Source organism: Shewanella sp. NKUCC05_KAH (assembly GCF_019345585.1).
In the GTDB taxonomy this organism is placed as follows: domain Bacteria; phylum Pseudomonadota; class Gammaproteobacteria; order Enterobacterales; family Shewanellaceae; genus Shewanella; species Shewanella oncorhynchi.
The window spans coordinates 142,633-162,119 of sequence record NZ_JAHKQZ010000006.1 but is presented as its reverse complement, the minus strand read 5'-3'; the positions used below and the strand labels follow the sequence as shown (position 1 = coordinate 162,119).

The following is a 19,487-nucleotide window of genomic DNA, read 5'->3' as shown; positions in this document are numbered from 1 at the left end:
TTTAAGGACGAGCTTAGAAGTCTTTTTCGCCCTTAATCACCGCAGGATGACCTGATATCGCTTTTGATGTGTGCATTCCCGCCATCGTCGCCGCTTCGACGCAGCCCGCATTAAGGCCTGTCTTTATCCAATCGCCCGTCATATACAGGTTATCTATCCCTGTGCCATCTGTCGTGATGCGATACTGCGAGCTGTCTTTAACCGATAAGACATAACGCTCGGATGGGTCTACATTTGCGCGCCAATATTGGCTATCGAAGCGGGCAACTCCTTGACGGCCTTGTTCATCGTGTAACCATTCCCAAGGGAAGCTATCACCGACATTTTGCCAAAGTTTATGGATTTCGGTATTGAGTTGATGGATAGCACCCGCTTTAGCTTCTAAGGTTTTCTGTTGTTGGAAATCTACATCCGAGCTTGGTGGATAGGCTTCGACAGGCAATGCCGAGCAAAAGTAACTGGCATTTTTAGGTTCTAAGCCGCGCCAATCTTCTTTGTCTAGCAGTTGGTTCATCGATGCCCAAGTATCGAAGGGTTCGGTGAAGCCCGATAATACGGGTTCCTCGCCATCTTCAGAGTAATTAGGCCAGCCTATTCCATTCAGATCTTGGTTCATCCACAGTTGATAGGCTTGAGTGGCGACAGTTTGCACCTTATCAACGCAAAGCTTGAGGGCTGGGCTTTGTGCCATGACTTCACTCGCCACATGGGGCACAGAACCTATGGATAGACCGAAGATCACTTTGTCGAAATCTACGCCTTTGACTAAGCGCTTTTTCGGCAGGGCTTTGCCAAAGTGAGTTTCATACACGCTGTCCCAATCGCTCCAGAAGTGTTCAAGATTGATATTATGGGCTTTAAGCAGTGCCGCTTGTTCAGGCTCAAGCTGCTCATAATTGGGCGTACTCGGCCAGCAAGCGAGACCTTTCACATCGACTAAAGGATCGTAGTTTGTGACAGTCGGCGCCATGGCTACTTGCTCAGTGATCTCAATCGCTTGAATACTTTGATTGTGACATTCGAGATTATCAACTCGATTGAAGTAGTGGAAATTGACTCCGCGGCGTTTGAGCACTTCGTAAAAAGGTGTAAACACAACATCACCCATGCCCGCCTGCATTTTCCACATCACGCCACCCTGATAGCACAGGGCAATACGCAGCATAGCGCGGATAATTGTGCCCGCTTCGACATTGGGTTTGTCGAAGTTCCCTTTCTCATAGGCAAACACTAAGTCGTAAAAACCACGCACTGGCGCACTGTCGACAGTGTACTTAAGGCTGGCGCCGTGTTTGGTTAACCATTCGCGATAATCATAGCCATTAATGGCGTCAAAGCCTTTTTCAAATACATCGTCGGCAAACATGCCCTTGAGGATCGTGAGGCCCAGATCGGCGGCTATATATAAGTGGCGCAGTTCGTCATTATTATCTAAATGTCCGCTAAAACGTTTCACGAGTCTTTGATGCAGGGCATCGACGGCCGATTCTACAAAACCATCGTCACTTTCACTGTGTACATGCTCATCGCACTCGCGGCCAATCATTTGATTAAAATGGCATTCAAGCTTGTCACCGAGCGCGTCGAGTGATTCTTTGGCATCTTCGACTGAATCCTCTAGCTTATCTTTTAAACGTTCAAACCAGCTGCTATCGAGCCAGTTTTTAGGTGTTCCCATGGCTTTTTCATCTGCATCGAGCAGGTCATCCATGTCTTTGAGCCATTCTTTGATCCACGCAAAGGCGACTTTAACAACTTTCCAGAAGGTGAGGGTTTCGGTGCCATCACCTGGGATGCCTGGTAGCATTGGGAAAGTGATTGGCCAACTTACAGAACGGCCATCAACTTCTTCCTGTAAGACGATGAAGTTATGGGGTTTAAAGGCATCAAAAAAAGTCGCAAGCGGCGCGTTTGCTGGCCTATCCAATTCCTCATACGCTTTGCGCATTAAGGCAAACGCGTTTTGATAGAAACCAAACCAGATGTGTAAACCATGTTCTTCTATGCGTTGCCCCATAGCGGCATTGCGGCCACTAGCCCCTTTACCACCGATACGCCAGCCGAGTTGATAGACATCAATCTCATATTGATTCTGCCAGCCGGGTTTATCGGTTAGATAACAGGCTGCTGTCATTGCCGCGACACCGCCACCGAGAATGGCTATTTTCTGTTTTTTGATTTCGGAGTTATCGACTAATACTTCGCCGGGCGGCACTTCAAAATCGAAGTTCACATGGTAAGGGAGTAAAACGTGCTGCTCACCAATCTCGACCCCAAGCGTATCTTTTAACGGGAAGCTGGCATTATCAAAAATGGTCGCGACAAAATCATTTTTTAGCAGGGCAACACTGTGCACTTTATTCACTTGGGCTGGCGCGGCAACGATGGCTTGATAAATGGCTTTTTGCCCTGACGAGTCGGGGAACTGTTTTAGAAATACTTGATCGATAGCGGGTTTAAATAACAGATGAAATAGCTGCTCTTCGCCAAGCTGGTCAAGTTCTGGAATAAAATCGGTTTGTTCTTTAAAGAGTTGCCAAGTTTGAGCTATCGCTTCAAGGGTTGAAAGCTGTGCCTCGGGTTTGGCATCGCAATTCACTTCAATTAATGGATGCAGGGCAAGTTCGGTTTCGGGTGAGAAATGTAAAAAACTTTTGGTCTCAAAGGATAATCGCGTCAGAGGCTCGCCAACCGCTGGCATAGTGTATTCACATAAATATTTAGGATAACCAAAGAGTTCTCTGCCATTAATTAAGGCCATGGCATCGTTCACCCAAATATGTAGTGGCTGAAAATACACTTGGCTGATTTGTTTACTGTTGCTGCTATCTTGGCGCCCGACCATGACCCAAGTGATGATGTCCGTTTCTTGGATCCAGCCCTTAGCTCTGTCCTTTGGATAAGCGGAGTAGGCTTTTTCAATTTGAGTGAAGGTTGTCAGTACGTAGGGAGACAGCACCTTAAAATACATTGCGCTGCCGGCAACTTGATTCAGAGTTTTATCAATAGATCGTTGCAGGTTTTCCTGTTTCCCCTTAAGAAAAAAACCGTACATATCGGCTTTATTTAGCACTAAGGGCGAGTGCATCAACATACTGCCTTGGGGATAAATAAAGTCGGGGCGCTGTTTTTCCATGGCGTTCATCCTTAAATTTCAGTGTAAGTCCAATGATTTGGGAGTTATAGCCCAAAAAGCATAGGGCAAATAAGCAATTAAGCCCATTGATTTTACACTGGAATGATTAAGTATTTGAGAGGGGATAAGGGGGTTGAGTAGCAAGTTGGATATTATCCAACTTGCTCAGATTTGGCAGGTTTAGCACAGAACGAATTTGTAAAACAAACCCGGAGAGCAAGGGTACTTAGATTTAGTTACTTCGATTTATTTTGGTAGAAATCCACCTCTGTATTATCGTCCGAGTAACGTCGCTTAGTATCTCTGCGGCGCTGTTTCACGCGTTTATTCTTTTGCTTACCTTTGACGTTATCGCCCCATGGCGCATCATCGTCGTCAAATTCATAGGAGTGTGACATGGTCAAAATTCCAAAAATACCTGTGCCATTCGCAGCACCCGATCTTTTTACCCAAAGGAGAGATGAAGCTAAAGCGAAATATTTCATCACTGATGGTGAAAAGTTTTGTCCAAAGGCTATATCTTGCCACTGAAATGGCCGTATCTGAGATTTTAATGGGGGATGCGTGGGTTATCTTTATGATAATTAAAGGATAAGTTTGATTATCATCGGAAATTATATTATATGATTGAAACTGGCACCCAGAATGAAAGGCGCCAAGTTTTGATACAAAATAATGAGTTAGTGTTACTTGACGCGCAGCATACGCGCGACAAACATACCATCACTATTCGCTTCAAAGGGCCATACGGTCAACATTTCTGTTTGTTCACCCGTAAAAGGATGGCGTATTGGCGTGAGCGTGAACTCTGGATGTTGCTGTAAAAACGCTGTCACCACGTCTTGGTTCTCGAGCGGCGACAAGGAACACGTGGCGTAAACGAGGATGCCGCCCGCTTTAACTGCGCTGCTACTACGGCTTAAAATATCGAGCTGTAACGCGGCTTTATCGGCCACGGCTTCAACACCATCCAACCAACGCATATCGGGATTACGTCGCCAAGTGCCAGTGCAACTGCACGGGGCATCGACTAACACACCGTCGAAATGATCCGCTGGTACCGGCAGGGCATCGCTCTTCCAACGGGCAACGCTAATGCCGTTAAAGTGGGCTCTTTGGGCACGTTTAGTCAGTTCTTCTAGGGCATTGGAGCGAATATCTGACGATATAATGCTGCCCGTAGAGGGTGTTTTATTATCAGCAGCCTTGGTCAACATCAAAGACCGCAGCTGCAGGGTTTTGCCGCCTGCACCACTGCAGGCATCCCACCAATGGGCATCGGGTTCTGGCGCGCAAATTTGCCCTATGACCTGTGAAGCCAAATCTTGGATCTCAATGTTACCGTCTTTATACAGGGCGATTTCATTAAGATTCATACTCTTGCTGCCAAGATTGATGGCATCGCTAAAGTAATGACCATAACTCGCTTCTATACCGAGCGCTTGCAGTTGTGTCGCCGCATCTTGGCTAGTGATCCCCTGTGCGCGTCCCCAAATCGGCGGGCGACTGGACATAGCAGCAATTAATTGGGTTTGCTGCGCCGCATCTACAGGGCACACTTGCCAGAACCACTCGGGTAATAAGTCCTGTGGTTTAAACTCAGCCGCGGGAAATAAATGCTGCATTAGCGTGAGTTTGTCGTCGAGGCTTTTAACGGCAAGTGCTTGAGCCTGCTGATAATCGATAGGTGACTGCGATAACTCATGCCAAGCAGTGGCGATATCTTGCCAAGCATGGGCTTCTAATAACGCACTGGCACTTAGGCTGGCAAAATAAGTCGCTGATTCTTGTTGATCGCCTAATCGCTGAAACCAACCCCACCAGCGAAACAGACCAAACAAAGATTCACGAATGACTTTACGATCCTTCGAGCCGTGTTTTTTATGTTCTCTAAAGTAGTTGGCCAGAATACGGTCGGCGGGCATTTTACTGCTTTGAATTTCATCGAATAATTGCTTAATTGTACTGGCGTAACTGAGTGCACGTTTTTGCGCTGGAGTGCTCGCCTCTGCATTTAACGCTGACGATGTGTTTGAGTTGGATGCTTTACCGGAAGAGAAGCTGCTTGGATTACCCATAAATTTAGCCTAGATCATGCTTCTGTGACTGCGCCTTATGTAAGAGGTGTAGCGAACAGAGGGGAAAAATAAGTGGCGCAGAGTGTAGCAGTTTTGCCCGATAACAGGCAGAAAAAAAGCCCCAAAGTAGTATCAACTTGCAGGGCTTTTTTTGTGGTTGAGTCACTGAGACTCATAGTGCATTCAGTACCAAAGAGTTATTTGCAGGCTATCGCTCAATTACCGCTTGGAAGGTGATTATTTCGTCACCATCTTTTGGATTTGCTTAGCCCGTTCTTCATCACTTATTTCTACCGGTGGTGGCGTGATTATGCCTTTTTGGCACGCGGGTCTGAGTGTTAACTCATCTAACCAACGTTGCAAATGTGTCAGACCTTCCATATTGATGCCGCTCCACTCGTGGATCCGCACCCAAGGCCAAGTTGCGATGTCGGCAATCGTGTATTCGTCACCAGCAAGGTATTGATTTGTAGCTAGTTGAGTATTCATAACCTCGAATAAACGTCGACCTTCTTTTTGATACCTGTCAATGGCTGCGGGGATTTTTTCAGGGAAGTACCTAAAGAATACGTTTGCTTGTCCCATCATGGGGCCGACGCCGCTCATTTGGAACATTAACCATTGGATGACCTGTGAGCGCTTTTTCGGATCGGCTGGCAGGAATTTACCTGTTTTTTCGGCGAGATACAGCAGAATCGCACCCGATTCGAATACCACAAAATCCTCGTTATCGCGGTCGATAATGGCGGGAATGCGACCATTGGGATTGATGGCGATAAACTCGGGCTGTTTTTGCTCACTGGTGCTGAAATCTAATTTATGGACGCGATATTCAAGTCCCATTTCTTCCAGTGCGATGGAAATTTTAAAACCGTTAGGGGTCGCGGCTGTGTATAAATCTATCATGATGATTCCTTTAGGTTATAACGCTTATAGCTACTCACTTTAGGGCCTATTCAGGCATTCGTGCCGCTATTTTGTAGGGGTTAACAATACTATGGCAGGACGCTGCGCCATAGTGATGAACCAAGCCTTGAGATGCGGCAAGCTGTCAGTGACTTCAATATCTAAATTCTTAATAAAGCTGATAAAAACGTAAGCCGAAATATCGGCAATGCTGAATGCATCGCCTGCCACAAAGGGTGACTTGCTCAATTGTTGGTCTAAGCTTGGTAGGAAGTCAATGACCCTTTGGCGTGATTCTGCGCCCCAAGACTCGACACAATTTTCCCTGTCTTTATAGACACCGCTTAAATTACGAAAGGCTTGAAACCCGACCATTAATCCTTGTAACTCTATGATGCGTTGCCACATTTCTACTTTGGCGCGCTCAAGCGGTGTATTACCAAACAGTGAACGTTCACTCGGGTGGATTTCGTCTAAATAGCGGCAAATGGCAACAGATTCACACAGGTAGCTGCCATCATCGAGTTCGAGCAGTGGAATGCGGCCATTTGCACTTTTGGCTTTAAACTCAGCGCTTAAATTTTCTCCTCCGCGGATATCGACGTTCACTCTTGGCACTTCTATGCCTTTTTCCGCAAGAAAAATACTGACGCGGCGTGCGCTGGGAGTCGGAGCTAATTCGTAGAGTTTCATCTAAAGTCCTGTAGTTTTTATCAGTGCTTTATGCTCGATTCGGGCATATAAGGCTTTAACGGAACGATCGGTTAGGATAGAATTTACGCCATATCTAAACGAACAGTCAAGAATGATTTACCCCTCAACTTTCTGTAGTAAAGAAGAGTGTGGTGAAGAGGAATGGTGAAGCTGATCGTGAACGCGTATTCAAGAGATTAGGTCGCAGGCTATGGCACGGAGTTGTAATTTTGATCGGCAAGAAAAACTCATATTGGCGATGGAGCTTTTTTGGCAAAAGGGCTTTGCCGAAACCTCGATTTCCGATCTTGTCGGCCATTTAGGCATTAATCGATTTAGTCTCTATAACAGTTTTGGCGACAAGCAGAATCTTTACCGCGAGTGCCTCAGTTTCTACCTTGATAACTACTCTTTTGGCGCTTCAGATACCCTGCTGCATGAAAAAGCGGGCTTAGCTGAAATAGAAGCTTATTTAGCGCGCTTTGTTGCTTTGCAGCGGGAGCAAAAGTATGGCTGTTTTATGCAAAATGCTGTGCTCGAAAAGAGCCTTAACGATGAAAGTGTGCTGCAGGAATGTCAGCGATTATTTTGTCGATTACAGACCTCATTCACCCAAGTGTTACAAGTTTGCCAAGCGCGTGGAGAGCTATTAGCCCATGTGCAACCACATCAAGTTGCTGCTTTTTTAGTGCTGCAATTACAAGGGATTAGAGTGTTAGGCAAGGCGGGCGAATATGAGTTGTTAGACAATGCGTTTGTTGTATTGCAAGACTATTTACGTAGTTTGAGTGCTAATCAGACGGCATAACTGCAAATGACATAGTTTGATTGGCCTAGGTTTTTGCCTAGGCCATGTTTTTTAGAAATCTATTTTTTAAAAGTTTATTTTTAAAAGTCTATTTCTAAAAGTCCAAGTCCAGCGCAAAACACAGATAGGCCATCAGTTGAGTACAGTGTGCAAATTGCTCGGCACAAAAACTGGCTGCATCTGGGCGGCAGAGTTCCTCAAAGGCGATATTTTTAACTGCGATAAAATCTTTTCGTTTTAGCTCTATCAGCATAGGGTGGTTTTTATCAAATCCCTTTGGTGGTCGAGTTAAGCTATCGCCATCCATATTAAATCCATGACTTTGTAAGGTTTGTAGCGCCTTTTTATAGCCGTTGGGATTCTCATCGATGCAAGTGCGAATGGCATTTAAGGCTTTCGATTCTGGGTGCCAAATCCCTGCGGCAATAAAACAGCCATCTTCGGCAATGTGTAAATATAGTCCCGGCGCATGCACGTCTTTGCCCTGAAAATGGCGAAATTGAATGCCAACATTGGTTTTATAGGGCGTTTTATCTTTGCTAAAACGGCTGTCTCGCTGGGGACGCATCAAGCTGCCGCCGACTTTTTTTGGTACTGCAGTCAGCCGAGGTGAGAGGGCGAGAATACTGGGCTGCATTTGTTCGATAAACTGCAGCGCAGGCGTTCGCACTGTTTCTTCGTATTCCGCCTGATGGGCTTTAAACCAGTCGCGGGAGTTGTTTTGTGCCAGTTGATTTAAAAATTGCAGGCTTGCCGTGCTGAATGTTGCACCAGTCGCGATGGGGATTTTAGTTGTTAGAGTGGCCATTATCAGGGAACCTTATTAATGCAGATAAACCGAGCATAAGCAGTATTAATGCCGATTGAGGAGCAAGGTGAGTTGCTGACATATCCTTCCATATCGCCCGCCCGTTCTTACTCACGATAGTTAAAACACGATAGTTAAGACTGCCAAGTTGGGTGCCAATACTGCCATCCTTCGGCAAGATCTTCACTTAAATTTTTGCATTGTGCCGTTTCTACCTTGTTTTCAATAAGTCGGTTATTTACACGTAAAGCTAAGTGAGAACTATTCTTATCTTGTTCGTTAGTGCCTATAATGCCGCCCTATTTTTAGATTGGTTTGTTAATAGGATGACGTTGAATGGGTTGCCTGCCTAAGTGTGAGAAGTGGAAAGCGAATAGAAATCTGTCGCTCATGGGATTATGTATATTGCCCTCAATGCCGTTGTACGCCGCTGAGGTATTGGGCGAGCCTAAGGTTGAGCCGATTGAGATCCTGCAGGTTCATGGGCAGCAATATCGCAGGGCCATCACAGTCGCTAAACCAGGTGAAGCGATTATTTCCATGGATCAAATCGAGGAGATGCAGGCGACAACTTTCGCCGAAGTGATCGATGATATGGCTGGGGCGCATATCGATGGCGGTACCCGCAGTGGCGGTGAGCGGATTAATATTTGGGGCTTTGGCGAGACTGAAGATTTTAACGTTTATGTGGATAATGCTCCGGTAGGATTTGAGCAGTATCGCTACGGCTCATTTTTCCTCGATCCTGACCTCATCAAGCGAGTGGAAGTGATTAAGGGTGCCCATGATGTGCGCTCGGGCAATGGGGGTTTTGGTGGGGCCATGTATGTGGTCACTAAATCGGCCGATGATTTTCTTAAACATAATCAATCACTTGGCGCGAGAGCCAAAACCAGCTACGCCAGCAATAATGACGCTATGGGTTATACGGGGACAGTTTATGGCCGCGTGAATTCACATCTATCTGGCTTGCTGCATCTTACGCGTCGCGATGCTGGGGATGTCACTTTAGCCAATGGTGAAGAGTTTGAATATTCAGGTTATGAGCAAAATAACTACCTAGGTAAGATGGATTACGCGCAGGGCGATCACCAATTAGCCTTGAGCGTGACCCATTATCTTGATGAGGGCCGCAAACCTTGGGCTAACCGCCGTGGCCCTATGCCTGCAATTTCGGACTACAACATTAAAAAGTACGGTTCCTACGAGCAGGCTCTGTATGCCACAACCGCCTACAACACCTATGAAGACAACACTTGGTCGGCAAATTATCGCTATTCGCCGAGTAATCCCCTGATCGATACCCAAGTGGTGATTTCCCATTCGGCGAATGCACGCCACTGGGTAAGACCCGATATCGCGTGGGAGAAAATGACGGTTTCCGTAGGCAACTTCGGTCACGAATCTTGGCTAGACTATAAACGTGACTACATTGATATTAACAACTTGAGCTTGATTGGTGACCATGAGATCACCACAGGATTACAGTACCGTAGTCTCGACCGCACTTCGCTCGTGTTTAACAAAAGTTATGAAACAAATCCCGAGAAAAACTTTGGCTGGTACACACCTTACTACCAACCTGAAGGCCGTCAAGATACCTATGCTGCCTATATTCGCGATGCAATTCATCTTACTAATGACTTAACTGTGACTCCCTCGCTGCGATATGACTTTATCTACAGCATAGGTCGACCAAATATTGCACCAGATTACAATGATATTGCTGCGGGCCATGACTATAGCTCAACCCATCATTCGGGGTTCTCACCCAGATTAGGCATAGATTATCAACTGACAAATCACGCTCGGTTAAACTTTGATTACGCCTATAGTCTGCAAGCCCCTGTGGTGGATGAGATTTATGCCGTGCAATACGCCAAAGCCAGCATTACCGGCACGAGTCGCGACATTGATGTCGAACGCTTACATGCCTTCAAATTAGGCCTAATGACGCAGCATCAGCATGTACTTGCCAATGAGGATGCCTTGTCGACGCAAATCACCCTGTTTGCCAATTTAGGTCGTGATGATATTGCCCAGCGCCGCGGAGCTAAGTCTGATAAAACCCATTTAATTCAAAGTGGTTACACAAATCTTGATGGTTACCATATTTACGGCGCCGATTTTGAAGCCCAATATCGCTATCAAGATGTGTTCAGTGATCTTGCGGTTTCATGGCTGCAAGGACAGCACAATGGGTCACTCAGAGATAGCCAAGATGACGATGAATATTTAGCTAACATAGCCCCGCTCGATATTCGTCTGCGTTTAGGCATGTATATCACAGATGACATTTCTATCGCTTGGCAGGGCGCTTGGTATGATGCGCAAACCAATGTTCCCCACGGTGATATCTTTAATGCCGAGTCTCCCAGCGAGAATTATTTCCTACAGAATGTGTATCTCGCCTATGAACCTCAAGCCATCTTAAAGGGATTAAGTGTGCGTTTGATGGTAAAAAATCTTACGGATCTGCAAGTGGTGCCGTTTCTCTCCGATGGGATACCCGCCGCTGGGCGTGATGTCCGTTTGAGTTTAGCCTATGAATTTTAAAGACTAATCACCAAGGCTGTGTGGACTAGGTATATATAGCTCATAAAAAATAGGGTTATATTGCCTCAGCCCCCTGCCGAAAAATGCCAGTTTATGGCATAATCCGCGTTTTACTAGGCATATAGAACAGAAAAATGACTGAAAATGAATTGCTAAGTCGCTGTGGCGGCAAGTGTGAACTGTGTGGCAGCGAGCTTGAACTCTCTATTTATGATCTGCCAGCCTCCGATGGCCGTGACAATGAGATCATGATTTGTGAAACCTGCAGTGGCCAAATTGCGGCACCAGATACCATGGACATGAACCACTGGCGTTGTCTGAATGACAGCATGTGGAGTCCTGTACCGGCAGTTCAAGTGATGTCATATCGTATGCTTAAGCGCTTAAATGGCGAAAGCTGGGCGCAAGATTTGCTGGATATGCTTTATCTTGAAGACGATTTAAAAGCGTGGGGTGATGCCGAAGTTGCCGCAGCAGGTGACGATGCTATGCCAACGTTAGACAGTAATGGTGCAGTGCTCAATGCTGGCGATACTGTGGTCATCATCAAAGACTTAAACGTGAAAGGCACTAGCTTTGTGGCTAAGCGTGGCACAGCTGTGCGTAACATTGCTTTGACCAACAACCCAGAGCATATCGAAGGCCGCGTTAACGGTACTCGTATTGTGATTCTGACGTGCTTCGTTAAAAAGTCTTAAGTTTCGCTTAGTGTGAGCGCGATTTATTTAGCTCAACACAAAAAAAACCGCCATGATCGTTAGCCGACATGGCGGTTTTTTTATGTTGAGTTAGGTAGTTAAGATACGCAGCGGGTGGTTTGATATTGGCGTGCATAGCCCTGCGGATTAAATTGCCAAGATAATATCCACGCGATCACACTTAAGCCACCGAGTAATAACCAAGCACTGTTAAAGCTGTTGAAATTATCGCGAATTAATCCGGCAATCCAAGGCGAGATAGCCGCTATGGTATATCCCACACCCTGCACGAAGGCAGTTAATTTACCTGCTAACATAGGATTTTGTTGATGATCCATAGTGACAATCAGCCCGAGTGGAAAAATCCCGCCAATACCTAATCCTGCAAGTCCCGCCCATAAAAATAGTGATACTTGAGGGGCGAGTGCCAGTCCCATAAAGCCAATGAGTTGTAGTAAGCAGAGTAGGGCTATGATGGCGCGTCTGTCCGTCGACTTGCTGGCAAGCCAAGGAAACACTAAGCCCGCGATCACTTCCATGCTGGTTAAGAAACCTAACACTAATCCAGATTGAGTTTGGCTATAACCTAGCTCGACTGCGTAGGGGGCTAACCATGCAAGTACGCAGACATAACAACTTGTGCCTAATGCAAAAAATATCGCCAATAGCCAACTGCGACGAAAACGCCAAAAGTTAAGTTGCAAAGCTTGCTCTTTTGCTTGGCTCGGTAATGCGGCTTTATGTTTAATCAGGAGCCACAGCACGAGTGCGAATATGCCTAGCCAAGTCCAATGGCCTAGACCCGCGCGCCAACCTAAGTTCATCCCGATAAAAGGCGCGCTACTCGCCGCTAATGCGGCGCCACCCATAATGGCGGTGACGTAAAGCCCCATCATTAAGGGGACCCGTTCACCGAAATTAAGCTTAATCATGGCGGGCATTATGGTTTGAATGAGGGCGATTGCGACCCCTGCCAGTAATGCCGAGCAGATAAGCCAATTGGCATCTATCGCCCAAAAGCGCATTGCAGTTGCGCCGATCAGCAGTAGCAATGATCCTGTCATTACGGTATTGAATCCTAAACGTTTGGCGATACTAAAGCCTGCAAAACAGCCCAGTCCCATTGCGAGCACGGGCAGCAATGTCAGCATAGACGCTAAGGTAAAACTTAAACTGATATCCTTTTGTATGCTGGGCAGTAAAGGCCCAACCGAGGCGAGAATGGGCCGTAGATTTAGACCAATAAGGATGAACGCGAGTCCGAGCAGCAATAAATTCGCTTTCTCTGTCTGGGGGGATCGCATGGATTGTCTCCAAAAATAAGCTGAGTTTGATTTGCTGAAAAAGTGATTTGTAGCAGCATTTAGCATACTCATGATGATTTCCTTTCAACAACAGTAGGTTGAAACTACATCACTACAATTCAAAAAGAATCTCTTTCAGATGTATCTTGATATAAAGATATTTTAATTCTGCGAGAAAATGACTAAGATGTAAAGAATGATGTAAAGAATCTTTATATTGAGATAAACCTATGACAGCTAAAATGACGCTAACTAATGCCAGTCCTGCGGATACTAACGCGAGTTCTACGGATAAAAAGAAAGCGGATTCGAATACCAAAGAAGATGGCCTCGATAGAATTGTTGAACAGTGGCAACAGCAAGGGGTGAGTGAGGATTTGATCCCTATGGCTGTGCTCGGGCGAATCGCTCGTTTAACGAAATATATCGAAGTGGTACTGCTGCAATGCCACGCCGAATTTGGCTTAGGTCAGGGGGAGTTCGATGTGCTCGCGACGTTAAGGCGCTCGGGAGAGCCGTTCACACTCTCGCCTTCGCAACTTTATCAGAGCATGATGCTAAGTTCTGGCGCTATGACCAGTCGTTTAGACAGACTCGAAAATAAGGGGCTGATTGAGCGGGAGCACAGTAAGGAAGATCGCCGCGCCGTCCATGTTTCGTTAACTGCTGAGGGTAAGGCGCTCATTGATAAGGCATTACCTCAGCATATTCAATGTCAAAGTGCGTTGTTCGCGGGCGTGAGCGTTGAAGATAGGCCTGTATTACTGCAGATTTTAAAATCTTGGCTGAACCAATTTGAGCCGCAATAATTCGTTTAAAATCCCACTTTAGTCTTTAAAGTAGGCTGATATGTAATAGCGGATCACTTTGGCAAAATGCGGTAAACATGAGCCAACCGCGCGGGATAACATTTTATAGAACAAGGGAGTTGCCATGGTAAAAAGACGTGAAGCATTTGAATTAGCGGGAAAACGAGTCACAGCTGGGACGCAATTAGGGATCAAGCTGCCAGCCGCTAAGTTGTATACCGATACGCAACTCGATATTCATGTGGAAGTGTTTCACGGAGCCAAACCTGGCCCGACTTTATTGGTTTGTGCCGCCATTCATGGGGATGAACTCAATGGTATCGAAATTTGTCGGCGTTTATTAGCCAGAGTGAATCCAAAGAATCTGACGGGCACATTAATTGTGGTGCCAATAGTGAATGTGTTTGGTTTTATTCAGCAATCCCGTTATTTACCCGATCGGCGCGATTTAAATCGTTGCTTTCCAGGTTCTAGCAAAGGGGCGCTCGCAAGCCGTTTAGCTAATCTGTTTGCCACTCAGTTATTAGTTCATGCAACCCATGTGATTGATTTACATACTGGGGCCGTCCATAGGGATAATTTGCCGCAAATTCGCTGTGATACTAATGATGAGACTATGCTGGCCATGGCGAATGCCTTTGGTGCACCGCTGATCATGCATTCTAAAGCGCGCAGTGTTTCTATGCGAGGTTATGCTAATCAACAGGGCATTCCTTGCATTTTATATGAGGCTGGAGAGGCGTTACGTTTTAGCGAGTTGTCGATAAAATCTGGCCTCAAAGGTGTGCTCAATGTGATGCGCAGTTTAGATATGCTTAAAGGGCGAGTGAGTAACAAAGGCGCGAGTGTCAGTGCTATTCGCAGTTATTGGGTTCGCAGTGAATCCGATGGTTTAGTGAATATGAAGCTTAAACTCGGCCAGCGGGTGACTAAGGGTTATATCATTGCCCATATCGTTAGTCCCCACGGCGGTGACAGTGTGGCCATTCGCGCGCCAACCGACGGTATTATCATAGGAATAAGTAATATCCCTGTGACTAACGAAGGTGAGGGTATGTTTCATATCGCCCAGTTCGAAGGTGACGAGATTGAAATTGCCAACGAACAGCTCGATGAATTCCTGATGGAATATGCCTAGATTCTAGGTCCCATCACCTCTACAGTTTAAACCGCTCCACTGAGCTGGTGAGTGAATGGGCAAGCAGAGTGACTTCGTTACTGCGTTTGGCCATGTCCATAGCTTCATTGGCATTTTGGTCTGCAGATTGTGCCGCCTCACTCATGCTCGACTCAATCCGCTGGCTGTAATTTAACTGCTCGTGGGCGGCGTGGGTGATCTCTAGACTCATTTTATTGAGGGTATGTAAGGTGCTTTCTATGTGAGCGATAGCATCCTGCAGGGTTTGGCTTTGTCCGACACACTCATTTGCTTGATTTTGCCCCGTAGTAATTGCATCGGCTGCCGTGGACGTTTCTTTTTGCAGGGCCGTGATCATGGTTTGAATTTCGGCGGTGGCGGCTTGGGTGCGTGAGGCAAGTGATCGCACTTCATCGGCCACGACGGCAAAACCACGTCCATGTTCCCCCGCTCTGGCGGCTTCAATGGCGGCGTTCAGTGCCAGCAAATTGGTTTGTTCGGCAATGCTGCTAATGGTGGTTAAAATGCTGCCAATATTATCGCTTTGAATGCTCAAGCGAGACATGACTTCAACTGAGCTACTTAAACGGGCGCTCAGTTCGGCAATTTTATTGCGATTATCATCGGCAATTTGCTTCACTTGATTACCGTATTTCGAGGCTTGACTGATTTGTCTCGCCGACTCACTGGCCTGTTCTGTCACTAGATTTGAGCTAGTAAACATCTGTTCTGCCAAGGCTTTAGTTTCATCGACTCGACTGATTTGCGCCGTTGCGGCATTGGCGATGCGCTGGCCTTGCTCATTGGTTTGGGTGGCAGAGCTGTCCAATGAATGGGCATTTTGGCTGATATTGGTTAACAGCTTGGCAAGATCGTCACTCAAGGTATTCATGTTATCGATTAGGGCACCAAATTCATCGTTATGACGTTTATGAATGCGTTTAGATAAATCCCCTCGGGCGATACTGGCGAGTGCGCCGTTCACTAAGGCCAAGGGATTGAGCATGGCCTTGGAGGTGAAGAAGGAGATAAAACTCACCATGATGATAAATACCAGTGCTAGTACAATCGCTAAGGTTTGACCCTGTTGAATATCATTACTGGCGATGGTTTGCAGGCTGGTAAATCGGCGGTCGGCTAAGTTGATTAACTTATCTAAGGCGAGATTATTCGCATTAAACTCTTTATCGGCATCGAGGTAATGTTGCTCTGCTTGTCGTTGTGCCTCAACTACGGCTTCCTGCACTTTATAAAGTTCGGCAGGCGCTGCGAGTAAGGTATTGATAATCGCATATTCTTGCTCGAATGTTTGCAGTAGGCCTAAGGTATCAAGCCCATCAGTTTGTTGTTTTAAAAAGGTAAAGTTAGTGGTGAGATTTCCCAGTAAAATACCGACATCCTGTTGGTGCGATTGAATAACATCCAAACTTTGAGTGCGGATCAGTTCCCCCATAGTGTTGGCTAGCGTATAGAGCATGTCGTCAATGCGAGTACCTGTGCCGACAATTTCTTCGAGTAAAGTGGGATTATCGGGGATGGAAAGAGTTTCGAGATCAATCATCGCATTACTGGCGTTGGTCTTGGCATGGTTAAAGCGCTCAAAGAGTTGCAGGTACTGCCGTTTTGCTTGTTCATTGGCGAGTTTAGCGCTAAACATGGCTTGGCTTTGCTGCAAATAGGCTTGATATCTTGCCTGCGCTTCGTTTAGGGATGTTTGCATCTTAGGTTGATCTGCAACTCGCTCAATTAACTCATTTTCGATACTTTGATATTTCTTCTGCAGCGCGGTAAATGCTTGCTGACTTTTGGTTAAGGCGGCAGTGTCTTGCTGACTATGGGCCAAGGTGGCAAGGCGTGACATTTTTAATAGCACTAGTTGTAAGCTATTACTCTGCTTTTGCACGGGTACGGCTAAGGTTTCAATATTTTGATAGGCGGTTTGTACTTGGGAGAGTGAATAGTAGAAAAAGCTACTGCCAGCGATGAGCAGCGCGCCAATTGCACTAAAACTAAAGATGATTTTTTGTTTTATGGTAAGCGTTAACATAGTGCGAAAACCTCTTCTATGACTGTCCCTGTAAAATGGGTTTATTAATGGTTAGATCGCTGTTTTCGTTGAAATATTGATTTAAGTGTAGCAGAGTTCGTCATAAGTACAGTGATTAGTTCAATTGAACGTTTAGATTTAATTTAGGTTAAATAGTTGGTTTTATTATTTAAAATAATTTCAACCCTATCTTGAAAAGGATTAAAGATGAAATCAGTCGTGTTAGGTGAAAACCTTATCGTACCGACAAAAATTCTCTGCATTGGGCGTAACTATGTTGAGCATATCCATGAATTAGGTAACGAAATTCCCGAGGATATGGTGGTATTTTTAAAGCCCAATTCGGCCATTTCGACTGTGCTTCATTCTGAGCATCAAGGGGAAACCTTGCATTATGAAACCGAGCTGTGTTTTATGTTTCAAAATGGCCGTTTCAGTAGCGTCGCCGTCGGTTTAGATCTCACAAAACGTGATTTGCAAACTAAGTTAAAAGCTAAGGGATTGCCTTGGGAGCGAGCAAAAGCCTTTGATGGTGCAGCGTTATTCAGTCCGTTTGTGGCGATTGATGATGCAGAGGCACAGCTGCATTTCACCTTGAGTATCAATGACAAGCTAGTCCAAGAGGGACATATCGATTTAATGATTTACAAACCTCAGACCATATTGTCCGAGCTACAGGCATTTATCAGTCTCGATGAGGGCGATATTGTAATGACAGGCACGCCTAAGGGCGTGGGAAGCATTCCCGCTAAAAGTGTATTTAACGTCACGCTGAGCCGTGGCTTGCAAGCGAGTGCTGAACCCTTACTCGAATGGCAGTGGTTAAGTGTTTAGTGATAAATCGCTGAGTTGCTCGCATGATTGAACCTGATGACGTAAAAAAGACTGCTGTATTGCAGGTGCCAACTTGCCAGCCACTGCAACAATATTTGATTGCGTTAGGGGCGAGTCAAGCTGCTGTTGAACGTTACTTACCACAGTTTAAAGCGTTGAACGTGCCGGCGGGAGAGGTGCTTCTTGGCCAAGGAAATGAGCAGTCACAGGCATATTTTGTTGTGGATGGTATCGTGCGCGCTTGCCATTATACACAGGAGGGCACAGAGCGCTGTAAGGAGTTTTATTTCGAGGGTGAACTGTGTTTTTTGTATGTCAGTTGGCTTAAGCAAATTCCCGCTCGTTACCAATTAGAAGCTTTAAGCACCTGTAAACTTATCCAAATGCCGTTATCTGTGTTGGATGATACTTCGCTGCAGTCAGTGCAACTTGGGTTACTTAAACAGCAATTATTGTATAAAGAACAAAAGGAAGCCTTTTTACTGCTGCACACACCTGAGCAACGTTATCTGTATTTACGCGAACATTCACCACTTTGGCTTGAGCGGTTAAGCCAAGGTCAGCTAGCTAATTATATTGGCATTACGGCAATCAGTTTGTCGCGTATGCGTCGACGACTTCAAGACTCTCTTTAATGGTTTTTGCTCCCAGTTAACTTAAGTTAATGCGCTAAAGCGCGATTCCCATGATGCTGCGCCTTAAGTTGCGCTCTCAAGTCTATAAGGCTTTCAATCTGAGTGCGCATTATTGCTTAAAGCGAAGGAGCTTAATAAGTTGACTGCGTTTACTTTGTCTCAAATTTTGGTGGCGATAGCCATTATCTTCGATCTGATTTCGTTTCAATTTAAAGCGCGGGAGCGGATAGTCGCCTGCCTTTTTGTGTCTGGCATCTTGATTTCAATTCATTTTTGTTTGCTGGAGCAATGGACTGCCGCAGGCTTAATGGGCATAGCCACAGTGCGTTATCTCACCAGTATTTTTACCACCTCAAAAGTAGCCCTATGGTGTTTCTCTATTGCTGCACTTGTGATGAGCATTGTGACCTTTAATGGGGTAACGACTGTGATCAGTTGTATAGGCACCTTGTTTCAAACCCGCGCCGCATTCTGTCAAAGGGATAAAGATCTCAGACTGCTTATGATAGTCGGAACCAGTTTTTGGCTCGTTCACAATGCCTTAGTGGGATCGCCTGTGGCAGTGTTAATGGAGGTACTCTTTATTGGCAGTAATTTGGTGGGCTATTATCGACACTATTTTCGTGGGCAGCTTAAGCAACTGCCGTGATCAGTTTAAATAATCTCATTGATAATTAGAAAGATATTTACTTTATAACGGCGAATTACAGTGACTGTTGTAATCGTCGCTTGGCCGTCGATGTGAAGCTAATGCCAGTGTGGGTTGGATCTGGAATGATTAGAGTCCCGCGACGGCTTCCATATCGAGTTCGATATCTGTGCAGCCTTTAGCACAGTAAATTCCTGCGGCTTGTTCTGCCTTTGCCTGCTCAGGCAATATGACTTTAAGTGTCTGTTTACAGCTAGGACATTGCACTGGCTTACCTTTAAATACCCGTTTAATCAGATTTTTCTGTTCATTAAACGAGGTCGCTGTGGTTTGGTTTAACACGGCAAAGGGGCTAGTAGAAGCAGTTGTCATCGGTTGGCGGATCCTT

At 45.8% G+C, this 19,487-nt stretch carries 18 protein-coding genes; 9 read left to right on the top strand and 9 right to left on the bottom strand.

Going from position 1 to position 19,487, the window contains the following annotated elements; all coding sequences use genetic code 11:
• Nucleotides 1–13 precede the first annotated feature (13 nt).
• Both KO533_RS08040 and KO533_RS08035 read right to left on the bottom strand, forming a co-directional pair.
• On the bottom strand, nt 14–3,136 hold the full coding sequence (locus tag KO533_RS08040; protein ID WP_219253596.1) for an NAD(P)-binding protein: 3,123 nt from the start codon (nt 3,134–3,136) through the stop codon (nt 14–16).
• A gap of 236 nt (nt 3,137–3,372) precedes the next feature.
• Nucleotides 3,373–3,534, bottom strand: coding sequence for a hypothetical protein (locus tag KO533_RS08035; protein ID WP_006080915.1), 162 nt, complete (start codon nt 3,532–3,534; stop codon nt 3,373–3,375).
• Between KO533_RS08035 and KO533_RS22760 the strand changes: the two genes are divergently transcribed.
• Nucleotides 3,533–3,667 carry a hypothetical protein gene (locus KO533_RS22760; RefSeq protein WP_263180925.1) on the top strand — a complete coding sequence of 45 codons (135 nt, stop codon included), beginning with the start codon at nt 3,533–3,535 and terminating at the stop codon, nt 3,665–3,667. The genes KO533_RS08035 and KO533_RS22760 overlap by 2 nt on opposite strands.
• A gap of 155 nt (nt 3,668–3,822) precedes the next feature.
• Here the strand turns inward: KO533_RS22760 and KO533_RS08030 are convergent, their stop codons facing one another.
• The 3 genes from KO533_RS08030 to KO533_RS08020 all read right to left on the bottom strand — a co-directional run bounded on the left by KO533_RS08030 (nt 3,823) and on the right by KO533_RS08020 (nt 6,813).
• Nucleotides 3,823–5,214, bottom strand: coding sequence for an RsmB/NOP family class I SAM-dependent RNA methyltransferase (locus tag KO533_RS08030; protein ID WP_219253594.1), 1,392 nt, complete (start codon nt 5,212–5,214; stop codon nt 3,823–3,825).
• A gap of 237 nt (nt 5,215–5,451) precedes the next feature.
• A complete protein-coding gene (locus KO533_RS08025; RefSeq protein WP_219253592.1) occupies nt 5,452–6,120 on the bottom strand; it encodes a glutathione binding-like protein in 669 nt (222 codons plus the stop codon).
• A 66-nt stretch (nt 6,121–6,186) separates the two neighbouring features.
• Nucleotides 6,187–6,813, bottom strand: a complete 627-nt coding sequence (locus KO533_RS08020; protein ID WP_219253590.1) for a glutathione S-transferase — start codon at nt 6,811–6,813, stop codon at nt 6,187–6,189.
• Nucleotides 6,814–7,024: 211 nt separating this feature from the next.
• Between KO533_RS08020 and KO533_RS08015 the strand changes: the two genes are divergently transcribed.
• Entirely contained in the window at nt 7,025–7,621 is a 597-nt protein-coding gene (locus KO533_RS08015) for a TetR/AcrR family transcriptional regulator (protein ID WP_131525344.1), read from the top strand.
• A 94-nt stretch (nt 7,622–7,715) separates the two neighbouring features.
• On the opposite strand, the gene KO533_RS08010 is transcribed toward KO533_RS08015, so the two are convergent.
• Nucleotides 7,716–8,429, bottom strand: coding sequence for a DUF2461 domain-containing protein (locus KO533_RS08010; protein WP_028760663.1), 714 nt, complete (start codon nt 8,427–8,429; stop codon nt 7,716–7,718).
• Between the two features lie 336 nt (nt 8,430–8,765).
• On the opposite strand from KO533_RS08010, the gene KO533_RS08005 reads away from it, so the two are divergent.
• Together KO533_RS08005 and KO533_RS08000 are read left to right on the top strand one after the other, a co-directional pair.
• Nucleotides 8,766–10,985 carry a TonB-dependent receptor gene (locus KO533_RS08005; protein ID WP_219253588.1) on the top strand — a complete coding sequence of 740 codons (2,220 nt, stop codon included), beginning with the start codon at nt 8,766–8,768 and terminating at the stop codon, nt 10,983–10,985.
• A 134-nt stretch (nt 10,986–11,119) separates the two neighbouring features.
• Nucleotides 11,120–11,683, top strand: coding sequence for an alkylphosphonate utilization protein (locus KO533_RS08000; protein WP_219253586.1), 564 nt, complete (start codon nt 11,120–11,122; stop codon nt 11,681–11,683).
• 98 nt (nt 11,684–11,781) lie between these two features.
• Here the strand turns inward: KO533_RS08000 and KO533_RS07995 are convergent, their stop codons facing one another.
• Nucleotides 11,782–12,987 (bottom strand): MFS transporter, encoded by a 1,206-nt coding sequence (locus tag KO533_RS07995; RefSeq protein WP_219253585.1) that lies wholly within the window; start codon nt 12,985–12,987, stop codon nt 11,782–11,784.
• 230 nt (nt 12,988–13,217) lie between these two features.
• On the opposite strand from KO533_RS07995, the gene KO533_RS07990 reads away from it, so the two are divergent.
• Together KO533_RS07990 and KO533_RS07985 are read left to right on the top strand one after the other, a co-directional pair.
• Nucleotides 13,218–13,796, top strand: coding sequence for a MarR family transcriptional regulator (locus KO533_RS07990; protein ID WP_173245937.1), 579 nt, complete (start codon nt 13,218–13,220; stop codon nt 13,794–13,796).
• A gap of 124 nt (nt 13,797–13,920) precedes the next feature.
• Nucleotides 13,921–14,934, top strand: coding sequence for a succinylglutamate desuccinylase/aspartoacylase family protein (locus KO533_RS07985; protein WP_028760658.1), 1,014 nt, complete (start codon nt 13,921–13,923; stop codon nt 14,932–14,934).
• A gap of 19 nt (nt 14,935–14,953) precedes the next feature.
• Here the strand turns inward: KO533_RS07985 and KO533_RS07980 are convergent, their stop codons facing one another.
• Nucleotides 14,954–16,981: a methyl-accepting chemotaxis protein gene (locus tag KO533_RS07980; RefSeq protein WP_219253584.1), complete on the bottom strand. Its 2,028-nt coding sequence runs from the start codon at nt 16,979–16,981 to the stop codon at nt 14,954–14,956.
• Between the two features lie 207 nt (nt 16,982–17,188).
• On the opposite strand from KO533_RS07980, the gene KO533_RS07975 reads away from it, so the two are divergent.
• The 3 genes from KO533_RS07975 to KO533_RS07965 all read left to right on the top strand — a co-directional run bounded on the left by KO533_RS07975 (nt 17,189) and on the right by KO533_RS07965 (nt 19,099).
• Nucleotides 17,189–17,815: a fumarylacetoacetate hydrolase family protein gene (locus tag KO533_RS07975; RefSeq protein WP_219253583.1), complete on the top strand. Its 627-nt coding sequence runs from the start codon at nt 17,189–17,191 to the stop codon at nt 17,813–17,815.
• 23 nt (nt 17,816–17,838) lie between these two features.
• Nucleotides 17,839–18,450 (top strand): Crp/Fnr family transcriptional regulator, encoded by a 612-nt coding sequence (locus KO533_RS07970; protein ID WP_219253582.1) that lies wholly within the window; start codon nt 17,839–17,841, stop codon nt 18,448–18,450.
• 139 nt (nt 18,451–18,589) lie between these two features.
• A complete protein-coding gene (locus KO533_RS07965) occupies nt 18,590–19,099 on the top strand; it encodes a YgjV family protein (RefSeq protein ID WP_028760654.1) in 510 nt (169 codons plus the stop codon).
• 129 nt (nt 19,100–19,228) lie between these two features.
• Here the strand turns inward: KO533_RS07965 and KO533_RS07960 are convergent, their stop codons facing one another.
• Nucleotides 19,229–19,471 carry a hypothetical protein gene (locus tag KO533_RS07960; protein ID WP_006080930.1) on the bottom strand — a complete coding sequence of 81 codons (243 nt, stop codon included), beginning with the start codon at nt 19,469–19,471 and terminating at the stop codon, nt 19,229–19,231.
• Nucleotides 19,472–19,487: the final 16 nt, after the last annotated feature.